Origin of the sequence: Streptomyces sp. NPDC008238 (genome assembly GCF_042956445.1) — a bacterium.
Taxonomy (GTDB): Bacteria; Actinomycetota; Actinomycetes; order Streptomycetales; family Streptomycetaceae; genus Actinacidiphila.
Window position 1 is genome coordinate 64,312 of record NZ_JBIBGK010000023.1, and the last position, 15,982, is coordinate 80,293.

The 15,982-nt window shown below is 73.9% G+C and carries 14 protein-coding genes and 1 pseudogene; 8 read left to right on the top strand and 7 right to left on the bottom strand.

Translation table 11 applies throughout. The features are described from left to right. Positions 1-23: 23 nt before the first annotated feature. Both ACFZAU_RS32565 and ACFZAU_RS32570 read right to left on the bottom strand, forming a co-directional pair. Positions 24-683, bottom strand: coding sequence for a response regulator (locus tag ACFZAU_RS32565; protein WP_500555151.1), 660 nt, complete (start codon positions 681-683; stop codon positions 24-26). Beyond that, the gene (locus ACFZAU_RS32570; protein ID WP_500555152.1) at positions 680-1,642 is read right to left on the bottom strand and encodes a HAMP domain-containing sensor histidine kinase; all 963 of its coding nucleotides are present in this window, start codon (positions 1,640-1,642) and stop codon (positions 680-682) included. The genes ACFZAU_RS32565 and ACFZAU_RS32570 overlap by 4 nt, the downstream gene beginning before the upstream one ends. A gap of 262 nt (positions 1,643-1,904) precedes the next feature. Between ACFZAU_RS32570 and ACFZAU_RS32575 the strand changes: the two genes are divergently transcribed. Then, positions 1,905-2,186, top strand: coding sequence for a DUF3040 domain-containing protein (locus tag ACFZAU_RS32575; RefSeq protein WP_500555153.1), 282 nt, complete (start codon positions 1,905-1,907; stop codon positions 2,184-2,186). A 169-nt stretch (positions 2,187-2,355) separates the two neighbouring features. Beyond that, complete coding sequence (locus ACFZAU_RS32580) at positions 2,356-3,936, top strand: multicopper oxidase family protein (RefSeq protein WP_500555154.1); 1,581 nt, start codon at positions 2,356-2,358, stop codon at positions 3,934-3,936. 31 nt (positions 3,937-3,967) lie between these two features. Here ACFZAU_RS32580 and ACFZAU_RS32585 read toward each other — a convergent pair whose 3' ends face one another. After that, positions 3,968-5,188 carry a DUF6777 domain-containing protein gene (locus ACFZAU_RS32585; protein WP_500555155.1) on the bottom strand — a complete coding sequence of 407 codons (1,221 nt, stop codon included), beginning with the start codon at positions 5,186-5,188 and terminating at the stop codon, positions 3,968-3,970. Between the two features lie 271 nt (positions 5,189-5,459). On the opposite strand from ACFZAU_RS32585, the gene ACFZAU_RS32590 reads away from it, so the two are divergent. The 4 genes from ACFZAU_RS32590 (at position 5,460) to ACFZAU_RS32605 (ending at position 10,375) form a co-directional block, all read left to right on the top strand. Beyond that, positions 5,460-7,553 carry a SpoIIE family protein phosphatase gene (locus ACFZAU_RS32590; RefSeq protein WP_500555156.1) on the top strand — a complete coding sequence of 698 codons (2,094 nt, stop codon included), beginning with the start codon at positions 5,460-5,462 and terminating at the stop codon, positions 7,551-7,553. A 125-nt stretch (positions 7,554-7,678) separates the two neighbouring features. Beyond that, positions 7,679-8,239 (top strand): hemerythrin domain-containing protein, encoded by a 561-nt coding sequence (locus tag ACFZAU_RS32595; RefSeq protein WP_500555157.1) that lies wholly within the window; start codon positions 7,679-7,681, stop codon positions 8,237-8,239. Between the two features lie 181 nt (positions 8,240-8,420). After that, a complete protein-coding gene (locus tag ACFZAU_RS32600) occupies positions 8,421-8,957 on the top strand; it encodes a hypothetical protein (RefSeq protein ID WP_500555158.1) in 537 nt (178 codons plus the stop codon). Positions 8,958-9,028: 71 nt separating this feature from the next. Beyond that, complete coding sequence (locus ACFZAU_RS32605) at positions 9,029-10,375, top strand: FUSC family protein (RefSeq protein ID WP_500555159.1); 1,347 nt, start codon at positions 9,029-9,031, stop codon at positions 10,373-10,375. A 74-nt stretch (positions 10,376-10,449) separates the two neighbouring features. On the opposite strand, the gene ACFZAU_RS32610 is transcribed toward ACFZAU_RS32605, so the two are convergent. From ACFZAU_RS32610 to ACFZAU_RS32620, 3 genes are all read right to left on the bottom strand, one after another. Then, positions 10,450-11,043, bottom strand: coding sequence for a malonic semialdehyde reductase (locus ACFZAU_RS32610; protein ID WP_500555160.1), 594 nt, complete (start codon positions 11,041-11,043; stop codon positions 10,450-10,452). A gap of 188 nt (positions 11,044-11,231) precedes the next feature. Then, positions 11,232-12,059 (bottom strand): alpha/beta fold hydrolase, encoded by an 828-nt coding sequence (locus tag ACFZAU_RS32615; protein ID WP_500555161.1) that lies wholly within the window; start codon positions 12,057-12,059, stop codon positions 11,232-11,234. Between the two features lie 163 nt (positions 12,060-12,222). Beyond that, positions 12,223-12,957 (bottom strand): SOS response-associated peptidase, encoded by a 735-nt coding sequence (locus ACFZAU_RS32620; protein WP_500555162.1) that lies wholly within the window; start codon positions 12,955-12,957, stop codon positions 12,223-12,225. Between the two features lie 150 nt (positions 12,958-13,107). On the opposite strand from ACFZAU_RS32620, the gene ACFZAU_RS32625 reads away from it, so the two are divergent. Next, the gene (locus ACFZAU_RS32625; protein ID WP_500555163.1) at positions 13,108-13,827 is read left to right on the top strand and encodes a hypothetical protein; all 720 of its coding nucleotides are present in this window, start codon (positions 13,108-13,110) and stop codon (positions 13,825-13,827) included. Between the two features lie 35 nt (positions 13,828-13,862). Here the strand turns inward: ACFZAU_RS32625 and ACFZAU_RS32630 are convergent, their stop codons facing one another. Next, a complete protein-coding gene (locus ACFZAU_RS32630) occupies positions 13,863-15,224 on the bottom strand; it encodes a Fic family protein (protein WP_500555164.1) in 1,362 nt (453 codons plus the stop codon). Positions 15,225-15,348: 124 nt separating this feature from the next. Here ACFZAU_RS32630 and ACFZAU_RS32635 point away from each other — a divergent pair. Continuing rightward, positions 15,349-15,876, top strand: a pseudogene (locus ACFZAU_RS32635) (SDR family NAD(P)-dependent oxidoreductase); the annotation flags it as partial. Between the last annotated feature and the right edge of the window lie 106 nt (positions 15,877-15,982).

Consider the following 15,982-nt stretch of genomic DNA (forward strand, 5'->3'; position numbering starts at 1 on the left):
CGGCGGCCGGGGTCAGGGCGGGGTCAGGGCTCGATGAGTCCGGCCCGGATCGCGTAGCGGGTGAGCTGGAGGCGGTCGCGCAGACCGAGCTTCTGCAGGAGGTTGGCGCGGTGGCGCTCGACCGTCTTGACGCTGATGAAGAGCAGGCCGGCGATCTCCTGGGACGTGTGGCCCTCGGCGACGAGCTTGAGGATCTCCTCCTCGCGTTCGGTGATGGCGCGGGCGGGCAGGGGCTCGCCCTGACGGGCGCGTTCGAGGTAGCTGCGGATCAGGGTGGTGACGGCGCCCGGGTAGATGAACGGCTCGTCGCGCACGGCGGCCCGGCAGGCCTCTACCAGGTCGCGGTCGGCGACGGACTTCAGGACGTATCCGCTGGCCCCGGCCTTGAGGGCCTCGAAGAAGTACTGCTCGTTGTCGTACATCGTCAGGATGAGGATGCGCAGGCCGGGGCGGAGCCTGCTCAGTTCCCTGGCGGCCTGCAGGCCGGTCATGCGGGGCATGGCGATGTCCAGGACGGCCAGGTCGACGGGCGCGGCGCGGGCCTTGGCGACGGCTTCGGCGCCGTCGCCGGCCTCGGCGACGACGGTCAGGTCGGGTTCGCCGTCGAGGATCAGCCGGACCCCCCGCCGCACCAGCGCGTGGTCGTCGGCGAGGAGGATGCGGGTGGGGGGCGGGGCGGTCATCGGGGGCCGTCCGCCGGCGGCGCGGGTACGTCGAGACGGACGTCGGTGCCGCCGCCGGGGGCGGCGCCCACGGTCAGCGCGGCGCCGATGAGCAGGGCCCGTTCGCGCATGCCGCGCATCCCGGCACCTTCGGGGACCTGGCCGAGGCCCTTGCCGTTGTCCCGGACGAGCAGCTCGGCGCCGCCCCCGGGGACGGCGCCCAGGTGGATCTCCACCCGGTCCGCGCCCGAGTGCCGGGCCGCGTTGGTGACGGCCTCCTGGGCCACCCGGTAGAGCACCAGCTCGGTCTCGTGGTCGAGCGCCGGGAGGGCCGGCGCCGAATGGTCCACGTCGACGACCGTGAGCCCGGGGGTGGAGAACTCCCCGGCCAGGGCGCGCAGGGCGCTGCGCAGGCCGAGTTCCTCCAGGACGCCGGGGCGCAGCCGCCGCGCGATGCGGCGGATCTCGTCGAGCCCGGCGCGGGTGGTCTCCTGCACCTGCCGCAGGTCGTCGCCCAGGGGTCCGGGGGCCAGGTCCGCGCTGCGTCCCAGCTGCAGGACGACGGCGGTGAGGGTCTGGCCGACCTCGTCGTGGAGTTCCCGGGCGATGCGCTGCCGTTCGGCCTCCTGCGCGGACAGCACGCGGGCGCTGGTGGTGGCGCGTTCGGTCTCCAGGCGGTCGAGCATGGCGTTGAACGTCGTGATGAGTGCGGACACCTCCCCGGATCCGGTGACGGCGGGGCGGCCGCCGGGACGGAGCAGGTCGGCGGAGTTCATCGCCCGGCTCAGCCGCTGCAGCGGCGCGAGGCCGACCCGCAGCAGCAGGGCGTTGGCGCCGAGCATCGCGGCCAGTCCCACGCCGATCACCAGCGCCTCGCCCAGCAGGACGGGGGTGGAGACGGTAACGGGCCCGAGCAGCAGGACCGTGGCGACGACCAGCACCGCGCCGTTCAGCAGGAAGATCCGCCAGTACAGCGACATGGTCCCGCCTTCCTCCGGGGGGCCACCCCCACCGTCCGCCGGCACCGCGGTGACGCCCGGGCGGGAACGCCGCGCTCCTCTTGCCGCGGGTGGTGGGCACCCGGGTCCCGCTTCCAGCCTGCCCCGGCCCGGGGGGTGGCCGCCATCGGGGCCGGCACCCATTTCCGGACCGCGGGATTGGGTGCCGGACCCGATGGTTCCGCGGGCGGGCGCGGGCGACGGTGGACGTGACAGGGCCCACCGTCTCCGGGAGGAGGACACCATGCCGCACCCGCGCAAGGCCATCGAGGACATCGCGGCCGAGACGAGGCGCACGGACCCCCGCTTCGTCGAGGGGTTGCGGACCGGCCGCCCCTGCGCGCCGCGTGAGTACCGGCGGCGGACGGGCTGGTTCCTGCTGACCGTCGCGCTCGCCTGGATCCTGATCGGCATCGTGCTGCCACAAGGGTTGCTGCTGGCGGCCGGGCTGGTCCTGGCCGGCGTCGGCGCGGCGGTGCTCGACCCCCGGCACGACGTCGTGGGACGGGCCCGCCGACGTCCCTGATCCGGGCGCCGGGCGGCGGGCCGGACGGCGGGAAGGCGGGCCGGACGGGCGCCGGGCCGGTCCGAGGTTGTTCGCGGGGCCCGCGTGTGGCGCCGTTGCGCACGGCTCGGGCGGGCTATTGTGTCGCCGACCGTAAAATTGCGCAAATCGTCACATTTGGGAGCCCTACGTGATCGAAGGCATCGGCAGGCGCCGTTTTCTCGCCGCGGGGGCGGCCGTCGTAGGGGCGGGCGCGACGAGCAGGGCATGGGCGGGCACACCGCTTGCCGATGTACCACCGGGCGGGGTCCTGCGGAGCAAGGCCCGGCTCCCCCGCCCGTACCAGGTACCCCTGCCGATCCCGCCGGTCCTCCAGCCCACGCTGCGGACCCCGACGACCGACTACTACAACATGACCCAGCGCGCGGCGAAGCTGGAGATCCTCCCGGGACTGCGCACCAGTTGCTGGACGTACGACGGCTACTTCCCCGGGCCCACGATCCTCTCCCGCTCGGGGCGCACCACGGTCGTCACGCACCGCAACGAGCTGCCCCAGCCGACCGTCGTGCACCTGCACGGCGGCCACACGCCCGAGGAGAGCGACGGCTACCCGATCGACCTGACGATGCCGGTCGGCAGCCGCATGTCGTACGACGACGCGATGGCGGGCATGCCCGAGATGCACGGCTCGTCCGGCCGCATGAGCCACGGCCAGCGCAGCTACACCTACCCGATGCTGCAGCGCGCCGCGACGCTCTGGTACCACGACCACCGCATGGGCTACACGGGCCCGGCGGTGTACCGCGGCCTCGCCGGGTTCCACCTGCTGACGGACGACGAGGAGGACGCGCTCGACCTGCCGCGCGGCTCCCGCGACATCCCGCTGCTGCTCGCCGACCGGGCGTTCGGCGAGAACGGGTCGCTGCTCTACCCCGCGGTCGACTCGGGCATGCACAAGCCGGGCGTCGTGCACGCGCACCACTTCGGCATGATGGGCGACGTCATCCTGGTCAACGGCGCCCCGTGGCCGGTGCACCGGGTCAAGCGGCAGCGCTACCGGCTGCGGTTCCTCAACGGCTGCAACGTCCGGGACTTCCGCCTGGAGCTGGACCCCCCGCCGCCCGGCGGCAAGGGCCTGCTGCAGATCGGCAGCGACGGCGGACTGCTGGGCCGCCCGCTGGCGCACGACAGCCTGCGCATCGCCCCCGCCGAACGCTTCGACATCGTCGTGGACTTCGCCCGCTACCGGCCCGGCACCAAGGTGCGCCTGGTCAACCGGTACGGCAGCGGCAGCACCGCGCAGGTCATGCGCTTCGACGTCTCGCCGTCGTCCCGGAAGCCGCACGACGACAGCCACATCCCCAACCGGCTGTCGCGCCACCCGGCGACCGTGCTCGACCCCAGCAAGGCCGTGGCGCACCGCACCTTCGCCTTCCGGCACTCGCGTGACGGCTGGACGATCAACGACCTGCCGTACAAGCCCGGCCGCGCACTGGCCAACGTGAAGCTCGGCTCGGTCGAGATCTGGAAGTTCACCTCGGTGTTCTTCCACTCGGTCCACGTGCACCTCGACGCGTTCCGGGTGCTGTCCCGCAACGGCAAGAAGCCGGGGGCGTTCGACGCGGGGTGGAAGGACACGGTGGCGACGGGCCCGGGCGAGACCGTCGAGGTGGCGGTCCGTTTCACGGACTACACGGGCAAGTTCATGATCCACTGCCACAACCTCGAGCACGAGGACATGGCGATGATGGCGGACTTCACCACGTACTGAGACCGGGGCACCGGTGCCGGCCCGGCAGGCGTCACCTGGACGCGGCCGGGCCGGACGGCTGTCCGGGGCCCGTACCGCCGGGCGGGGGACTCTCCCCTCCCGGAGGTGCGGGCGTTCCGGGCCCGGGGGTGCGCGGGGCGGGGCCCGTACCGGGCGGCGGGGACTGCGGGGCGGTCCCGCCCCGTTCCCCCGTGGGCGTGGCGGAGGCCGCCGCCGAACCCCCGGGGGAACCCGGCGGGCTGCCGGACGGCACGCTCTGCGGCGCCGTCGTCCGTTCGTCGCCGGTGGCCTTGCCGTCGCCGCTGTCCCGGGTGAACCACTGGCCGCCTGCGGGGTCGCGCACCACGAACTCCTTCACCGGCCGGGACGCCGGCGCCACCACCACCGTCCTGGACGGCTGGTAGCCGGGCCACGCCTGGCCGACGGTGTCGGCGCCGTCCTTCTGCTCGACCGGCCGGGTCAGCGGATTGCCGCAGGCGCAGCGCACCCGGGGCAGGCCCCGGTCGTCCACCAGGACCGCGGTCCCGGCCTGCAGCACCGACTGGAAGGCGGTGGGCCGGCCGCCGCGGTAGCCGTGGTTGGTGACCCGGGTGTCGGCGCGGAGCTGGAGCGGGGTCAGGTCCCGCAGGTAGGCCGGCACCTCGGACGGCGTGAGGCCCAGCACTCTGGCGAACGCCTTGTTCTTCGAGGGGTCCGCGGACAGGGCGCTGACCTGCTTCTCCACGTCGCAGCTCGCGACGTCGCGCGTGCCGCCGTACAGTCCCGGCGTGCTGCCGCTGTATACCTGCCGCACGGTGCCCCCCGTGGCCGACGGGGTCGGCAGGGCCGGCGGCGCCGAAGGGGCGGCGGTCCCCTCGGCCGTCGACCGCGTGAACGGGTCGGGTCCCGCGCTGCCCGCGGTCTGCAGGAACAGCTCGCCGGGCTTGCCGCCCGACACCCCGCCGGGCCGGGTGTACACCACGGCGAGGGCCACCGCGGCCACCACGGCCGCGGTGAGCAGCGCCACCTTGGGCACCGAGCGCCACCACGGACGTCCGGGGCCATCGCCGTCGCCGCCACCGCCGCCTCCGCCGTCGTCCGGCGGTTCGCCCGGTGGCGGGGGCGGCTCCCCCACGACGACCGTCGGGGTCCGGCGCCGCCGCCCGGGCGGGTCCTGGCCGGGGGGCCTGCCCTCGTCCGTTCCGTCCGGGCCGGACAGCGGACCGGCGGGCGGGCCCTCGGGGCGCGCGAGCGAGGGCGGTAGAACACTCACAGGGCTTTCCTCCACTGGTCCCGGACCGGCACGCAGGACGGACGGTGCCGCCGGCCGCGTCAGAAGCCCCACCTGCTGACCATTGTGTGCGTCTTCCTCGCGGTCCCCGCAAGCCGACGTGTGCCGTGACGGGGCGCGCCGCGGGCCCCGTACCGGGCCGCCGCGAGGGGTGCGCCGCCACGGCTGCGGGGGGACCATGGAATCCCACCGGCAAGGGCGGCGGGGACGGCGGACCGACCGGCCGGAACGGCAGGCGGAAGAGGCCCCCACCATGGACGACGCGGATCGGCACACGACCGGCCCGGAGGGGCAGGACGAGGTCTCCACGGGCCCGAGCGGACTGATGGACCTCCTGGGCGTGGCCGCGGTGCTCCTGCAGGGTGACGGCCGGGTCGACATGTGGAGCCCGCAGGCCGAGGAGCTGTTCGGCTACACGGCGCAGGAGGCGGTCGGCCGACACGCCGCCCACCTGCTGGTGCACGACGCGCACCGCAGGCTCGTCGACCGGCTGTTCTCCGAGATCATGAAGACCGGCGAGAGCTGGGCGGGGTCCTTCCCGGTCCGCCGCAGGGACGGCAGCCGGCGGCTGGTGGAGTTCCGCAACATGCGCCTGATGGACAGCCTGGGCGACCACTACATCCTCGGCCTCGCCACCGACCGCTCCACCATGCGCGAGGTGGAGCAGGAGGTCGCCCTGTCCACCCGGCTGATCTCGCAGTCGCCGATCGGCATCGCGGTGCTGGACACCGGGTTGCGGTACCTCTCCCTGAACCCCGCGCTCGCCCGGTTCCACGGCATCCCGGTCCGGGACCACCTCGGCCGCACCTTCCGCGGCGTCCTGCCCGGGCCCGAGTTCCGGGCGGTGGAGGCCGAGATGCGGCAGGTGCTGGCGTCGGGCGTACCGATGGTCGACCGCTACATCGTCGGCCACGCGCCGTCGGGGCCGCGCGAGGAGCACGCGTGGGCGGTGTCGCTGTACCGGCTGGAGGACCACCGCGGGCACGTGCTGGGCGTCGCCGAGGTCGTCGTCGACATCACCGACCGGCACCGCGCTGCCGCGGAGGCCGACCGCGCCCGGCGCCGGCTGGCGATGATCGCCGAGGGGTCCGCCCGGATCGGCACCGCCCTGGAGGTGGAGCGGACGGTACGGGAACTCGTCGAGGTCGTCGTGCCCGACCTGGCGGACCTCGCGGCGGTCGACATCCTCGACGCCGTCCTGGACCGGCGCGGCACCGCCCCGCACCGGGACCCGCCGGTGTTCCGCTCCCTCGCGGTCCGGAGCGCCTACCCGACGGACGCGACCCGGGCCGTCCCGGCCCCGGGCGAGGCCGTCACGTACCACGCCGACCACCTCTCGGCCGGTTGCGTGCGCACGCTGCGCCCGCACATGATCGCCCGTGCCGACAGGCAGGACCTCGAACGCATCAGTCCCGACCCCGGGTCGGCACGGCTGCTCGCCGAGGCGGGCGTCCACTCGTGCATGGCGGTCCCGCTCATCGCCCGCGGCGAGGTGCTGGGCGTGCTGGGCCTGAGCCGGGCCCGCACGGACACCTCCTTCGACGAGGACGACCTGACCCTCGCCTGCGAACTCGCCGCACGCGCGGCCGTGTGCATCGACAACGCGCGCTGGTACCAGCAGGTGCGCGACACCGCCGAGACCCTGCAGCGCAGCCTCCTCCCGGAGCCGCAGCCCTTCCACCCCGGCCTGGAGGTGGCCGCCCGCTACCGCCCCGCGCAGGCCACGAGCAAGGTGGGCGGCGACTGGTACGACGTCATCCCGCTCGACGACGACCGGACCGCGCTCGTAGTCGGCGACGTCATGGGCAGCGGCATCGACGCCGCCACCACCATGGGGCGGCTGCGCACCGCCACCTCCACGCTGGCCGAGCTGGACCTGGACCCCGCCAGGGTGCTGGGCCACCTCGACAAGATCACGCGCGGCCTCGACCCTTACATCGCGACCTGCGTGTACGTCCTGTATGACGCGCGCAGCGCCGAGTGCCGGCTGGCGACTGCCGGGCACCTGCCCCCGGTCCTGGTGCACGGCGACGGCTCACCGCAGCTGCTCGACCTGCCCACAGGGACGCCGCTGGGGGTCGGCGGCGTCGCGTTCGAGAGCACGGACGTCACGCTGGCGCCCGGTGACCGCCTGGTGCTGTACACCGACGGGCTGGTGGAGACCCGCGACGACCCGATCGACGAACGCCTCGCCCTGCTCGTGGACCTGCTCGGCACCCCGGACCCCTCGGTGGAGGAGACCTGCGACCGGCTGCTGCGCGAGCTGCGCGGCGCGGACGACCACGACGACGTGGCTCTTCTGATCGCCCGCGCGGACCCGCGCCGCCGGCCCCGCGCACGTCCCTGAACAGGTGCCGCCGGGCGGGTGGTGACCGCCCCGCCCGGTGGGCTCGGCACCGGGAGGGTGGAATGCATGGGGTTCGGCCCCGGCGCACGCCCGGGCCGTACTGCCGCACGGAAAGGCGTGAGGGAATGGGACACGGCGGAAACGTGATCGCTGAGCTGCTGGCCGACCACCGCGAGGTCGAGGAGGTCTTCGACCGCATGCAGTCGATGTCGACCGGCGACCCGGCGCTGCGGGAGCTGGTGGACGAGGTGACCATCGAGCTGGTGCGGCACTCGGTGGCGGAGGAGCAGTACCTCTACCCGGCCGTCCGCGAGCACGTCGAGGGTGGGGACCGCATCGCGGACAAGGAGATCGCGGACCACGCCAGGATCGAGGAACTGCTGAAGGAACTGGAACAGCTGCCGCCGCACGACGGCCGGTTCCACCCCCTGCTGATGCGGCTGATGGACGAGGTGACCGCGCACGTCCAGGACGAGGAGGGCAGGCTGTTCCCCCTGCTCGGTGACGCGTGCACCCCCGAGGCGCTCGACGACCTCGGCGACAAGGTGCGCCGCGCCAAGTCCCTCGCCCCCACCCGCCCGCACCCCGCCGCGCCGGACACCCCTCCCGCCAACAAGATCCTCGCCCCGGGTGCGGGCCTCGTCGACCGCGCCCGCGACTTCGTGAGCGGCCGCGGCCGGTCCTGACCTCCGGCCGCACACGGGCGGCGGCGCAGGGTTCCCGTCCCTTCCGGGACCCTGCGCCGGGTCCTCGCGGGTCGCGGGCGTGATGCGGCTCATGTCGCGAAAGCGAGGTTTTGCGTACGCTGGGCGCGCCGCGCACCGGACGGGCGCGGCATCCACGCGCACGGAGGACGGTCCGCCCGGCATGCACAGTGAGTTCTCGTCGGTCATCGCCGCGGCCACCCGGTGGCTGCTGTCCGCCTACCCGGCGACCGGCGGAGCGCTCAGCCGTGCCCTGGCCGAGGCTCAGGCCCGCCAGGCCGCCATGGTCGCCGCCGCCCTGCGCTACCCGACCGCACTGGACGCCGCCCTGCTCGGGCTGCTCGCCCCCGGCGGCGCGGACCGGCTGGACCGGGTCTCCGGCACCGGCGCCGACCACGAGGCCGTGGGGGAGGCCGCCACCGGCTGGCGGACCTGGGTGGACGAGGTCGTCGTGAGCTGGGCGGCCTGCCTGCTCTCCGACCCGGCCCTGGCCGCCTCCGCCGTGGCGGCCGTGGCGGCCACCGAGCACGGCCCCTCCCTGGCGGGCGACGCCCTCCGGCTCACCTCCCCCGGCGCCCACGACCGCGCGGCGTCCGTCCTCCTCCGCCACCCGGACCTGGTGGCCCCGATAGCCGGCCTGCACCGCGCCGAACTCGCCGCGCTGCTGGCCGCGGAGCCGCTGGACACCTCCGCGGCGTAGCCACCGGCTCCCGTGCACCAGAAGTTGATGTTCACAGGTGTACGCGATGTTTGTTCGGGAAAAGGCAGAAGATGCCTATACGTGATGCCGTGACCTGGTTGGCCGGCCGCAGCCGGGACCCGGTCGTCACCCTGACCGCGCGGGCGACCGTCGCCGCGACCATCTCGTACGTGATCGCCGTGCACGTCAGTAGCGAGTCTGCCCCGCTGACGGCGCCGCTCACCGCCCTGCTCGTCGTGCAGGTGACGCTCTACTCGACGCTCACGACGGGCATCCGCCGGGTGAACTCCGTGGTGGTCGGGGTGCTGATCGCCGTCGGATTCAGCGCGCTGGTGGGGCTGACCTGGTGGAGCCTGGGGCTGATCATCCTCGCGGCGCTGGTCATCGGGCAGTTCGTGCGGGTCGACGAGTTCGTCAACGAGGTGGCGATCAGCGCCATGCTGGTGCTCGGGGTGAGCCAGCTGACGGTGCAGGCCTGGGACCGCGTGCTGGAGACCCTGATCGGGGCCGGGGTGGGACTGCTGCTCAACGTCCTGTTCGCGCCGCCGGTGTGGGTGGGGACCGCCGGGGCGTCCCTCGAGGACCTGGCCCGCCGCATGCGCCACCTCCTGCTGTGCTGCGCGGAGGAACTGGACTCCCCCGCCACGGTGGAACGGGCCGCGGCACGGCTGCACGAGGCGCGCCGCCTCGACCAGGACGTGGCCGAGGTCGACACCGCGCTGCGCCGGGCCGAGGACAGCCTGCGGCTCAATCCCCGCGTCAAGGAGGGCCTGTTGTCGCGGGTGGTGCTGAGGACCGGTCTGGACACCCTGGAGATCTGCGTCGTCGTGCTGCGGGTCATGGCGCGGTCGCTGACCGACCTCGCCAAGCGGCGCGGCACCGGCGAGCCGTTGTTCGACCGCGACGTGGCGGTCGCCCTGGAGGAACTCTTCGGGCATCTCGGAGGGGCGCTCGTCAGCTTTGCCGTCCTGGTCACGACGCAGGTCAGCAGCAACGCCGAGGAGGCCGAGGGCCGGCTGGCCGCGGAGCTGACGGCGGCCCGCGCGAGCCGGGAGAAGGTCGCCGACATGCTGCTCGAGCGGGTGCGGCAGCACCCGGGGGCGTGGCAGCTGCACGGCTCGCTGCTCGCCGAGGTGGACCGCATCCTCGACGAGCTGGCCCTGGAACACCGTTCGCACCGGCTGATGGAGGAGCTGGACGAGGCCGCCCGGGCGCAGCAGGAACGCTTCGCCGTACTGGCCAGGCTGCGCCTCGTGGCCCGCGGCGAGCGCGTACGGCGCCGCCGTCGCGGCCGCGGGGCGCCCGGCGGGGACACGCGTGCGGGACGGCCGCCGGTGCCCTCGGCCCGTGCGGACCGGCCGGGCCGCGCGCCGGGCGACCGGCGCCGCCCGGCGCGCGACCGGTCGCGCTCGGGGTGACGGCCGGTCGCGTGCCGGGGCGACGGCCGGTCGCGCTCGGGATGACGGCCGGTCGCACCGGCGGACGGCCGACGTCAGACGGTGGTGACGACCTCGTCGTACGGCAGGCGTGGGCCGCGCTCGCGCCAGGCGTTCTCGCCCGGCTCGCCGATGTTGACCACGGCCAGCACGGAGTGGTCGCCGTCGGGGAAGAACTCCTTGTCGACCGCGTCCGCGTCGAAGCCGGTCATCGGGCCGGCGGCCAGCCCCGCCGCCCGCACGCCGAGGATGAAGTAGCCGACCTGCAACGCGGCGTTGAAGGCCGCCGACGCCTCGCGCACCGGGCGCTCGGCGAAGAGCACCTCGTTGGCCTCCAGGAAGGCCGGGAACTGGGCGGGCAGCTCCTCGTGGAACTCGTTGTCGGCGGCCAGGACCGCGACCAGCGGCGCCGCGGCGGTCTTCGCCCGGTTGCCCTCGTTCATGTGGCGCACCAGGCGCTCGCGGGCCTCGGGGGAACGCACCAGCACGATGCGCAGCGGCTGCTGGTTGTAGGCGGTGGGGGCGTACTTGACCAGGTCGTACACGGCCTGGACCTGCTCGTCGGTCACCGGCTCCCCGGTGAAGGCGTTGGCGGTGCGCGCCTCGCGGAAGAGGAGGTTCTGGGCGGCGGAGTCGAGCCGGAGGGTCATCGGGGACCTCTGGGACGGTCGGGGGCTGGGTCTACCGCGCCACCCGGACCCGGCCACGACGACAACGCCGGGGCGGGAGCCAGGAGGCGCTTCCGGTAGTTCATGACCGGACGACCCCCCGGTCGTGTGACACCGTGTCCCGGCCCCGCCCCACGGCTCCGTGCGCCGGGAGCAGGTACGCCGCCGGCTCAGCCGCCCGCGAACTCCAGCAGGTCGGCGTTGAAGCGCTCGGCGAACCTCGGCACCATCGCCAGCCCGTGCGGGGCTCCCTCGTACACCTTGTAGACCGCTCCCTTGACGATCTTCGAGCTCTTGGCGCCGGCGGCCACGATGGGCACGATCTGGTCGTCGTCACCGTGGATGATCAGCGTCGGGACGTCGATCTTCTTGAGGTCCTCGGTCGTGTCCGTCTCGGAGAACGCCTTGACGCAGTCGTAGGCGCCCTTGATGCCCACCGACATGCTCCACAGCCAGAACTCGTCGCGGGTCCCCTGGCTGACGGTCGAGCCGTCGCGGTTCGCGCCGTAGAACGGGGCGCTGAGGTCCTGGTAGTACTGGGACCTGTCGGTGGCCACGCCCTCGCGGATCTCGTCGAAGACCTCCATCGGCAGGCCCTCGGGGTTGGCCTCCGTCTTCAGCATCAGCGGCGGGATCGCGCCCACCAGCACCGCCTTGGCGACCCGGCCGGTGCCGTGCCGCCCCATGTAGCGGGTGACCTCCCCGCCGCCGGTCGAGTGGCCGACGAGGATGATGTCGCGCAGGTCGAGTTCCTCGATCACGGCCGCCAGGTCGTCGGCGTAGGTGTCGAGGTCGTTGCCGTCCCACGGCTGGTCGGACCGCCCGCCGCCGCGGCGGTCGTGGGCGACGCCACGGAAACCGTGGTCCACCATCAACTTCATCTGCGGGTCCCAGGCGTCCGCGGTCAGCGGCCACCCGTGGGAGAACACGACGGGCCGGCCGGTCCCCCAGTCCTTGAAGAAGATCCGGGTCCCGTCCTTGGCTGTTGCGTAGGGCATGATCCTGAGGCCTCCTCGCTCCGGTGGGAACGCAGGGTTTCGGGCTTGCCCGCACTCGGGCCGGGCCGAGTACGCCGTTGCTCAAACCGTAACGTCGCGGCGAGGTCGCGGCGCGCCGAGACCGGCCGCCCGGCCTCCGGTGGCCGTGCCGGGGCGGCCCGGGTCAGGCGGGCGCGTCCAGCAGGTGGGGGCCGTTGTTGCGGACGCTGTTCACCGCCGTGCCGACGGGGCGGACGGCCAGGTGACCGTCGGCCGGCGCGGTCAGGAGCGCGCGCAGTTCCTCCGGGTCCTGGTGCTCGGGGTCGAGCCAGGCGTCGTAGTCGGCGGCCGCGATGGTCAGCGGCATCCGGGGGTGGACCCGGCCGGCGGCGTCGGTGGCCTCGGTGGTGATGATCGTGCACGTGGCCAGCCAGGCGCCCGGGTCGTCGTCGCCGGCGACCTCCTTGTTCCGCCACCACTCGTACAGTCCCGCGAAGGCCATGCCCTGGCCCTGCTGCTCGGGGCCGATGAAGTAGGGCTGCTTGTAGGCCTTGCGCTCCTCGGTGGCCGGGACGGGGACCCACTCGTAGAAGCCGTCGGCCGGCAGCAGGCAGCGGCGCCGGCTGAACGCCCGGCGGTAGGCCGGCTTCTCGTGGACCGTCTCCATCCGGGCGTTGATCATCCTGGACCCGACCGCGGGATCCTTGGCCCAGGACGGGACCAGCCCCCACCGCAGCGGCAGCAACCGCCGCTCCAGCGCGCCGGTCTCCCGGTCGACGCCCTCCAGGACCGACCAGACGCTGTCCGTCGGGGCGACGTTCCAGCTCGGCGCCACGAGGGCTTCCGGGTTCCATTCGGTGACCCGGAACTGCTGCACCAGGTCCTCGGGGCGTCGGGTGGAGACGTAACGGCCGCACATGTCCTTGTACCGTCCGCGTGTTGATGGGCTGATGGATGGGTGCGCGGTTAAGGCCGGCCCGCGTTCCGGGCCGGGCCGGTCGGAGCGCGCACAACGACCAGTATGTGCTGGTGCACCCGGTGCGGGTGCGCGTCATGCGAACATCGGCGCATGATCGAGGACGAGGAGCTGTTCGCCGCCGACCTGGTCGGCAAGCGACTGCTGCGGGTGACCACGGCCTGGCACCACTACGCCGACGACGTCCCTTCCCTGCTGCAGCTGTGGCTCCACGTGGACGGCCTCGGCCCGGTCCTGTTCCACACGCCGGGGACGGGCCTGTCGCTGAGGATCGACCGGCCCCACGAGCCTTGCACGATGGGGCAGTACGGCCATGTCACCGTCACGGACGGCGCACCGGGCGTTGCGGTGACCCGGTTCGTCGGCCTGCCGATCCGATGGGTCCGCGAGATCCGCCACCGTGATGGCCGCACGGACTTCGCCGCCGGTCTCCGGCTCGGGTTCCCGGGCGGGAGCGTGCGCCTGCTCGCCCTCGACGACGAGTTGGTCCTCGCCCACGAACGGCACCTGGGCCCCGTCGAGGTCCACCTGCACGAGGACTCGGTCCTCGCACGAGTGGTGCAGACCTGCCACGGCTTCCCGTCCCAGTGGGACGCATGGACCACGGGCGGTCAGTACCTGTACCTGCGGTACCGGCACGGCGAAGGGAGCGTCGAACGGCATCCGGACGCGGATCCCGACACGTGGGACGGCGAGGGGTCCGCGCTCTGGGCACGGTGGGACGACGGGACCGGCGGCGGCATCATCGAACTCGCCGACTTCCTCGCCGCGGCCGGCCTGCGGCCTGCACCGGGCGCCGAGGTGCCGTCCTAGCCGTCGGGCCGGGGGGCGAGGGCGGCGGAACCGTGTCATGTCCCCGCGAGGTGGACCTCGATGTACCGGGCGAGGCTCAGCGCGTCCTGGGGGTCGTCTGCCCGGAAGGTGCAGCGGCGCAGCAAGCCGACTCTCCGCAACACGACGCCCTCCCGGGCGAGCACGAAGACGAGGGCGAGGAACGCGGACCGGGCGTTGCCGTCGTCGAAGGGATGGAAGAAGCAGACGTCCAGACAGGCGCGGGCGGCACGGGCGGTCAGGGCGAGGGACCCCTCGCCGCCGGCCGCGCTCCCGGCCAGGCAGGCGTCGAGGCGGTCGCGGGTGTCCGGGCCGATGCCGTAGCGTTCCCTGCCGCCTTTGGCGAAGGCGGGCAGGGTCCGGAACGGCGGCGGTTGCGGTGTGCCCAGGACGTGCTGCTGCCAGCCCTGGAGCAGTTCGACGTCGAGTGTGGCGCCGCGTGCCGCGTCGGCCCGCACGTGTTCCAGGGCGGCGAGCAGGCCTTCCGCCCTCGTGGGGTCCAAAGCGCCGTCGAAGGCGCGGATGTCCTCCGCGGCGCCGTCGCGGCTGGGGACGAGGGCGGAGGCAGGAGCAAGCGGGCCCTCCGGGACGGCGTCCGGCGCCTTCCGCCACGGCACCGTCGCGCGGACCTCGAGCCAGCGCCGCAGATGATCCTGCGCGGGCCCGGCGGTGCCCGCGCCGTCGCCGGGCCGCAGGGACACGGCGAGCCGTTCCGCGACCTCCTCGGCGAGCACCGTGTCGGCGCCGGCCCAACTGTGGAAGCGACCGCCGATGGCCTCGTCGACCAGCTCCCGCGCGACGTCGGGCGCGACTCCCCAGCGGCTGAGGAACCACATGAGCACCTGCTCGCAGTGGCTGTACCAGGCAATGCCGCCGCCGGTGCGGTCGGACACCTGGAGGATCAGGTTGCGGGCAGCACGCTCCCACAGGATCCGCTGGTCCTCGACCGCCGCCAGGTCCAGCGGGTACGCCTCGAACCATCCGGCGAGGCTTTCCAGCCATCCGCGCCACTCGCACAGCGCCGCGGCGACACGGGCGAGCGTCTCCTCCGGGGTGGTGAGCGAGTGAGTGGGGCAGCACCAGCTGCCGACCGGCCCGCCGTCGAAGTCGCCCTCGTCGTGGGCCCAGCGCCAGCCCGTCGCCCAGCGGCCACAGCGCTCCATGAGGGCGTGCGACATGGCGTCGGCCCAGAGCCTCCCCGCACCATCGCTCCAGGCACTCGTCGCCGGGTCGCCGGCCGAGACGTCGGGTCGGCGGGGCACACGCCGGGCGGGCCCGAGCGAACGCACCACCTGCGCCGCGGACGCGGCGTCGAAGGAATGGCGGGCGGGGTCCACCTCGTCCCAGCTCAGGGAGGCGGGGGACAGCACGGGAATCACCGCGCAAGCCTGCACCTCCACCGGCCCCCGCTTCAAACGGATTACCGCACGGTGCTCGGCGTTGGCGGCCCGGGCCAGGGCGGTCGGGTCGAGGAAGACGGATAGGGGTATTACGGTCGTAAACATGACAGAGTCACCCCAGACCCGGGCCCGTACCTGGCTGATCACCGGGGCGACGTCGGGGATCGGCCGTGAACTGGCCGCCCAGGCGCTCGACGCCGGGGAGAACGTCGCCGCGCTGGCCCGCAGCACCGCGTCGCTGGCCGAGCTGCGGGCGGCGCACCCGGACCGGTTGCTGCTGATCGACACCGACGTGCGCGACCAGGCGGCCGTGGCGGCGGCCGTCGCGCAGGCGGTGGACCGCTTCGGTGGCATCGACGTGGTCTCCAACAACGCGGGCTACGGCCTCTTCGGGGCGGTCGAGGAGGCCACCGACGAGCAGGCCCGCGCCATCTTCGACACGAACGTCTTCGGCGTGCTCAACGTGCTCCGGGCGGCCCTGCCGGTGCTGCGCGCCCAGCGGTCCGGCCACGTCTTCCAGGGCTCCTCGCTCTACGGGCAGAGCGCGCACTCCGGCGTCGGGCTCCTGGCGGCGACCAAGTACGCCGTCGAGGGCCTCTCGGACGCCCTCGCCGACGAGCTGGCCCCGCTCGGCATCAAGGTCACCATGGTCCAGCCCGGGCCCACCGCCACCGGGTTCCTCGGCAACCTCGACGTCGCGGCCGCCATCCCCGACTACGACCCCAACCGTCCGCGAG

Bases quoted from the DNA above. Each gene is read 5' to 3' on its own strand.
- ACFZAU_RS32565 (WP_500555151.1), bottom strand. From the start codon at position 683: ATGACCGCCCCGCCCCCCACCCGCATCCTCCTCGCCGACGACCACGCG.
- ACFZAU_RS32595 (WP_500555157.1), top strand. From the start codon at position 7,679: ATGGGACACGGCGGAAACGTGATCGCTGAGCTGCTGGCCGACCACCGC.
- ACFZAU_RS32625 (WP_500555163.1), top strand. From the start codon at position 13,108: ATGATCGAGGACGAGGAGCTGTTCGCCGCCGACCTGGTCGGCAAGCGA.
- ACFZAU_RS32570 (WP_500555152.1), bottom strand. From the start codon at position 1,642: ATGTCGCTGTACTGGCGGATCTTCCTGCTGAACGGCGCGGTGCTGGTC.
- ACFZAU_RS32575 (WP_500555153.1), top strand. From the start codon at position 1,905: ATGCCGCACCCGCGCAAGGCCATCGAGGACATCGCGGCCGAGACGAGG.
- ACFZAU_RS32600 (WP_500555158.1), top strand. From the start codon at position 8,421: ATGCACAGTGAGTTCTCGTCGGTCATCGCCGCGGCCACCCGGTGGCTG.
- ACFZAU_RS32610 (WP_500555160.1), bottom strand. From the start codon at position 11,043: ATGACCCTCCGGCTCGACTCCGCCGCCCAGAACCTCCTCTTCCGCGAG.
- ACFZAU_RS32605 (WP_500555159.1), top strand. From the start codon at position 9,029: ATGCCTATACGTGATGCCGTGACCTGGTTGGCCGGCCGCAGCCGGGAC.
- ACFZAU_RS32620 (WP_500555162.1), bottom strand. From the start codon at position 12,957: ATGTGCGGCCGTTACGTCTCCACCCGACGCCCCGAGGACCTGGTGCAG.
- ACFZAU_RS32590 (WP_500555156.1), top strand. From the start codon at position 5,460: ATGGACGACGCGGATCGGCACACGACCGGCCCGGAGGGGCAGGACGAG.
- ACFZAU_RS32615 (WP_500555161.1), bottom strand. From the start codon at position 12,059: ATGCCCTACGCAACAGCCAAGGACGGGACCCGGATCTTCTTCAAGGAC.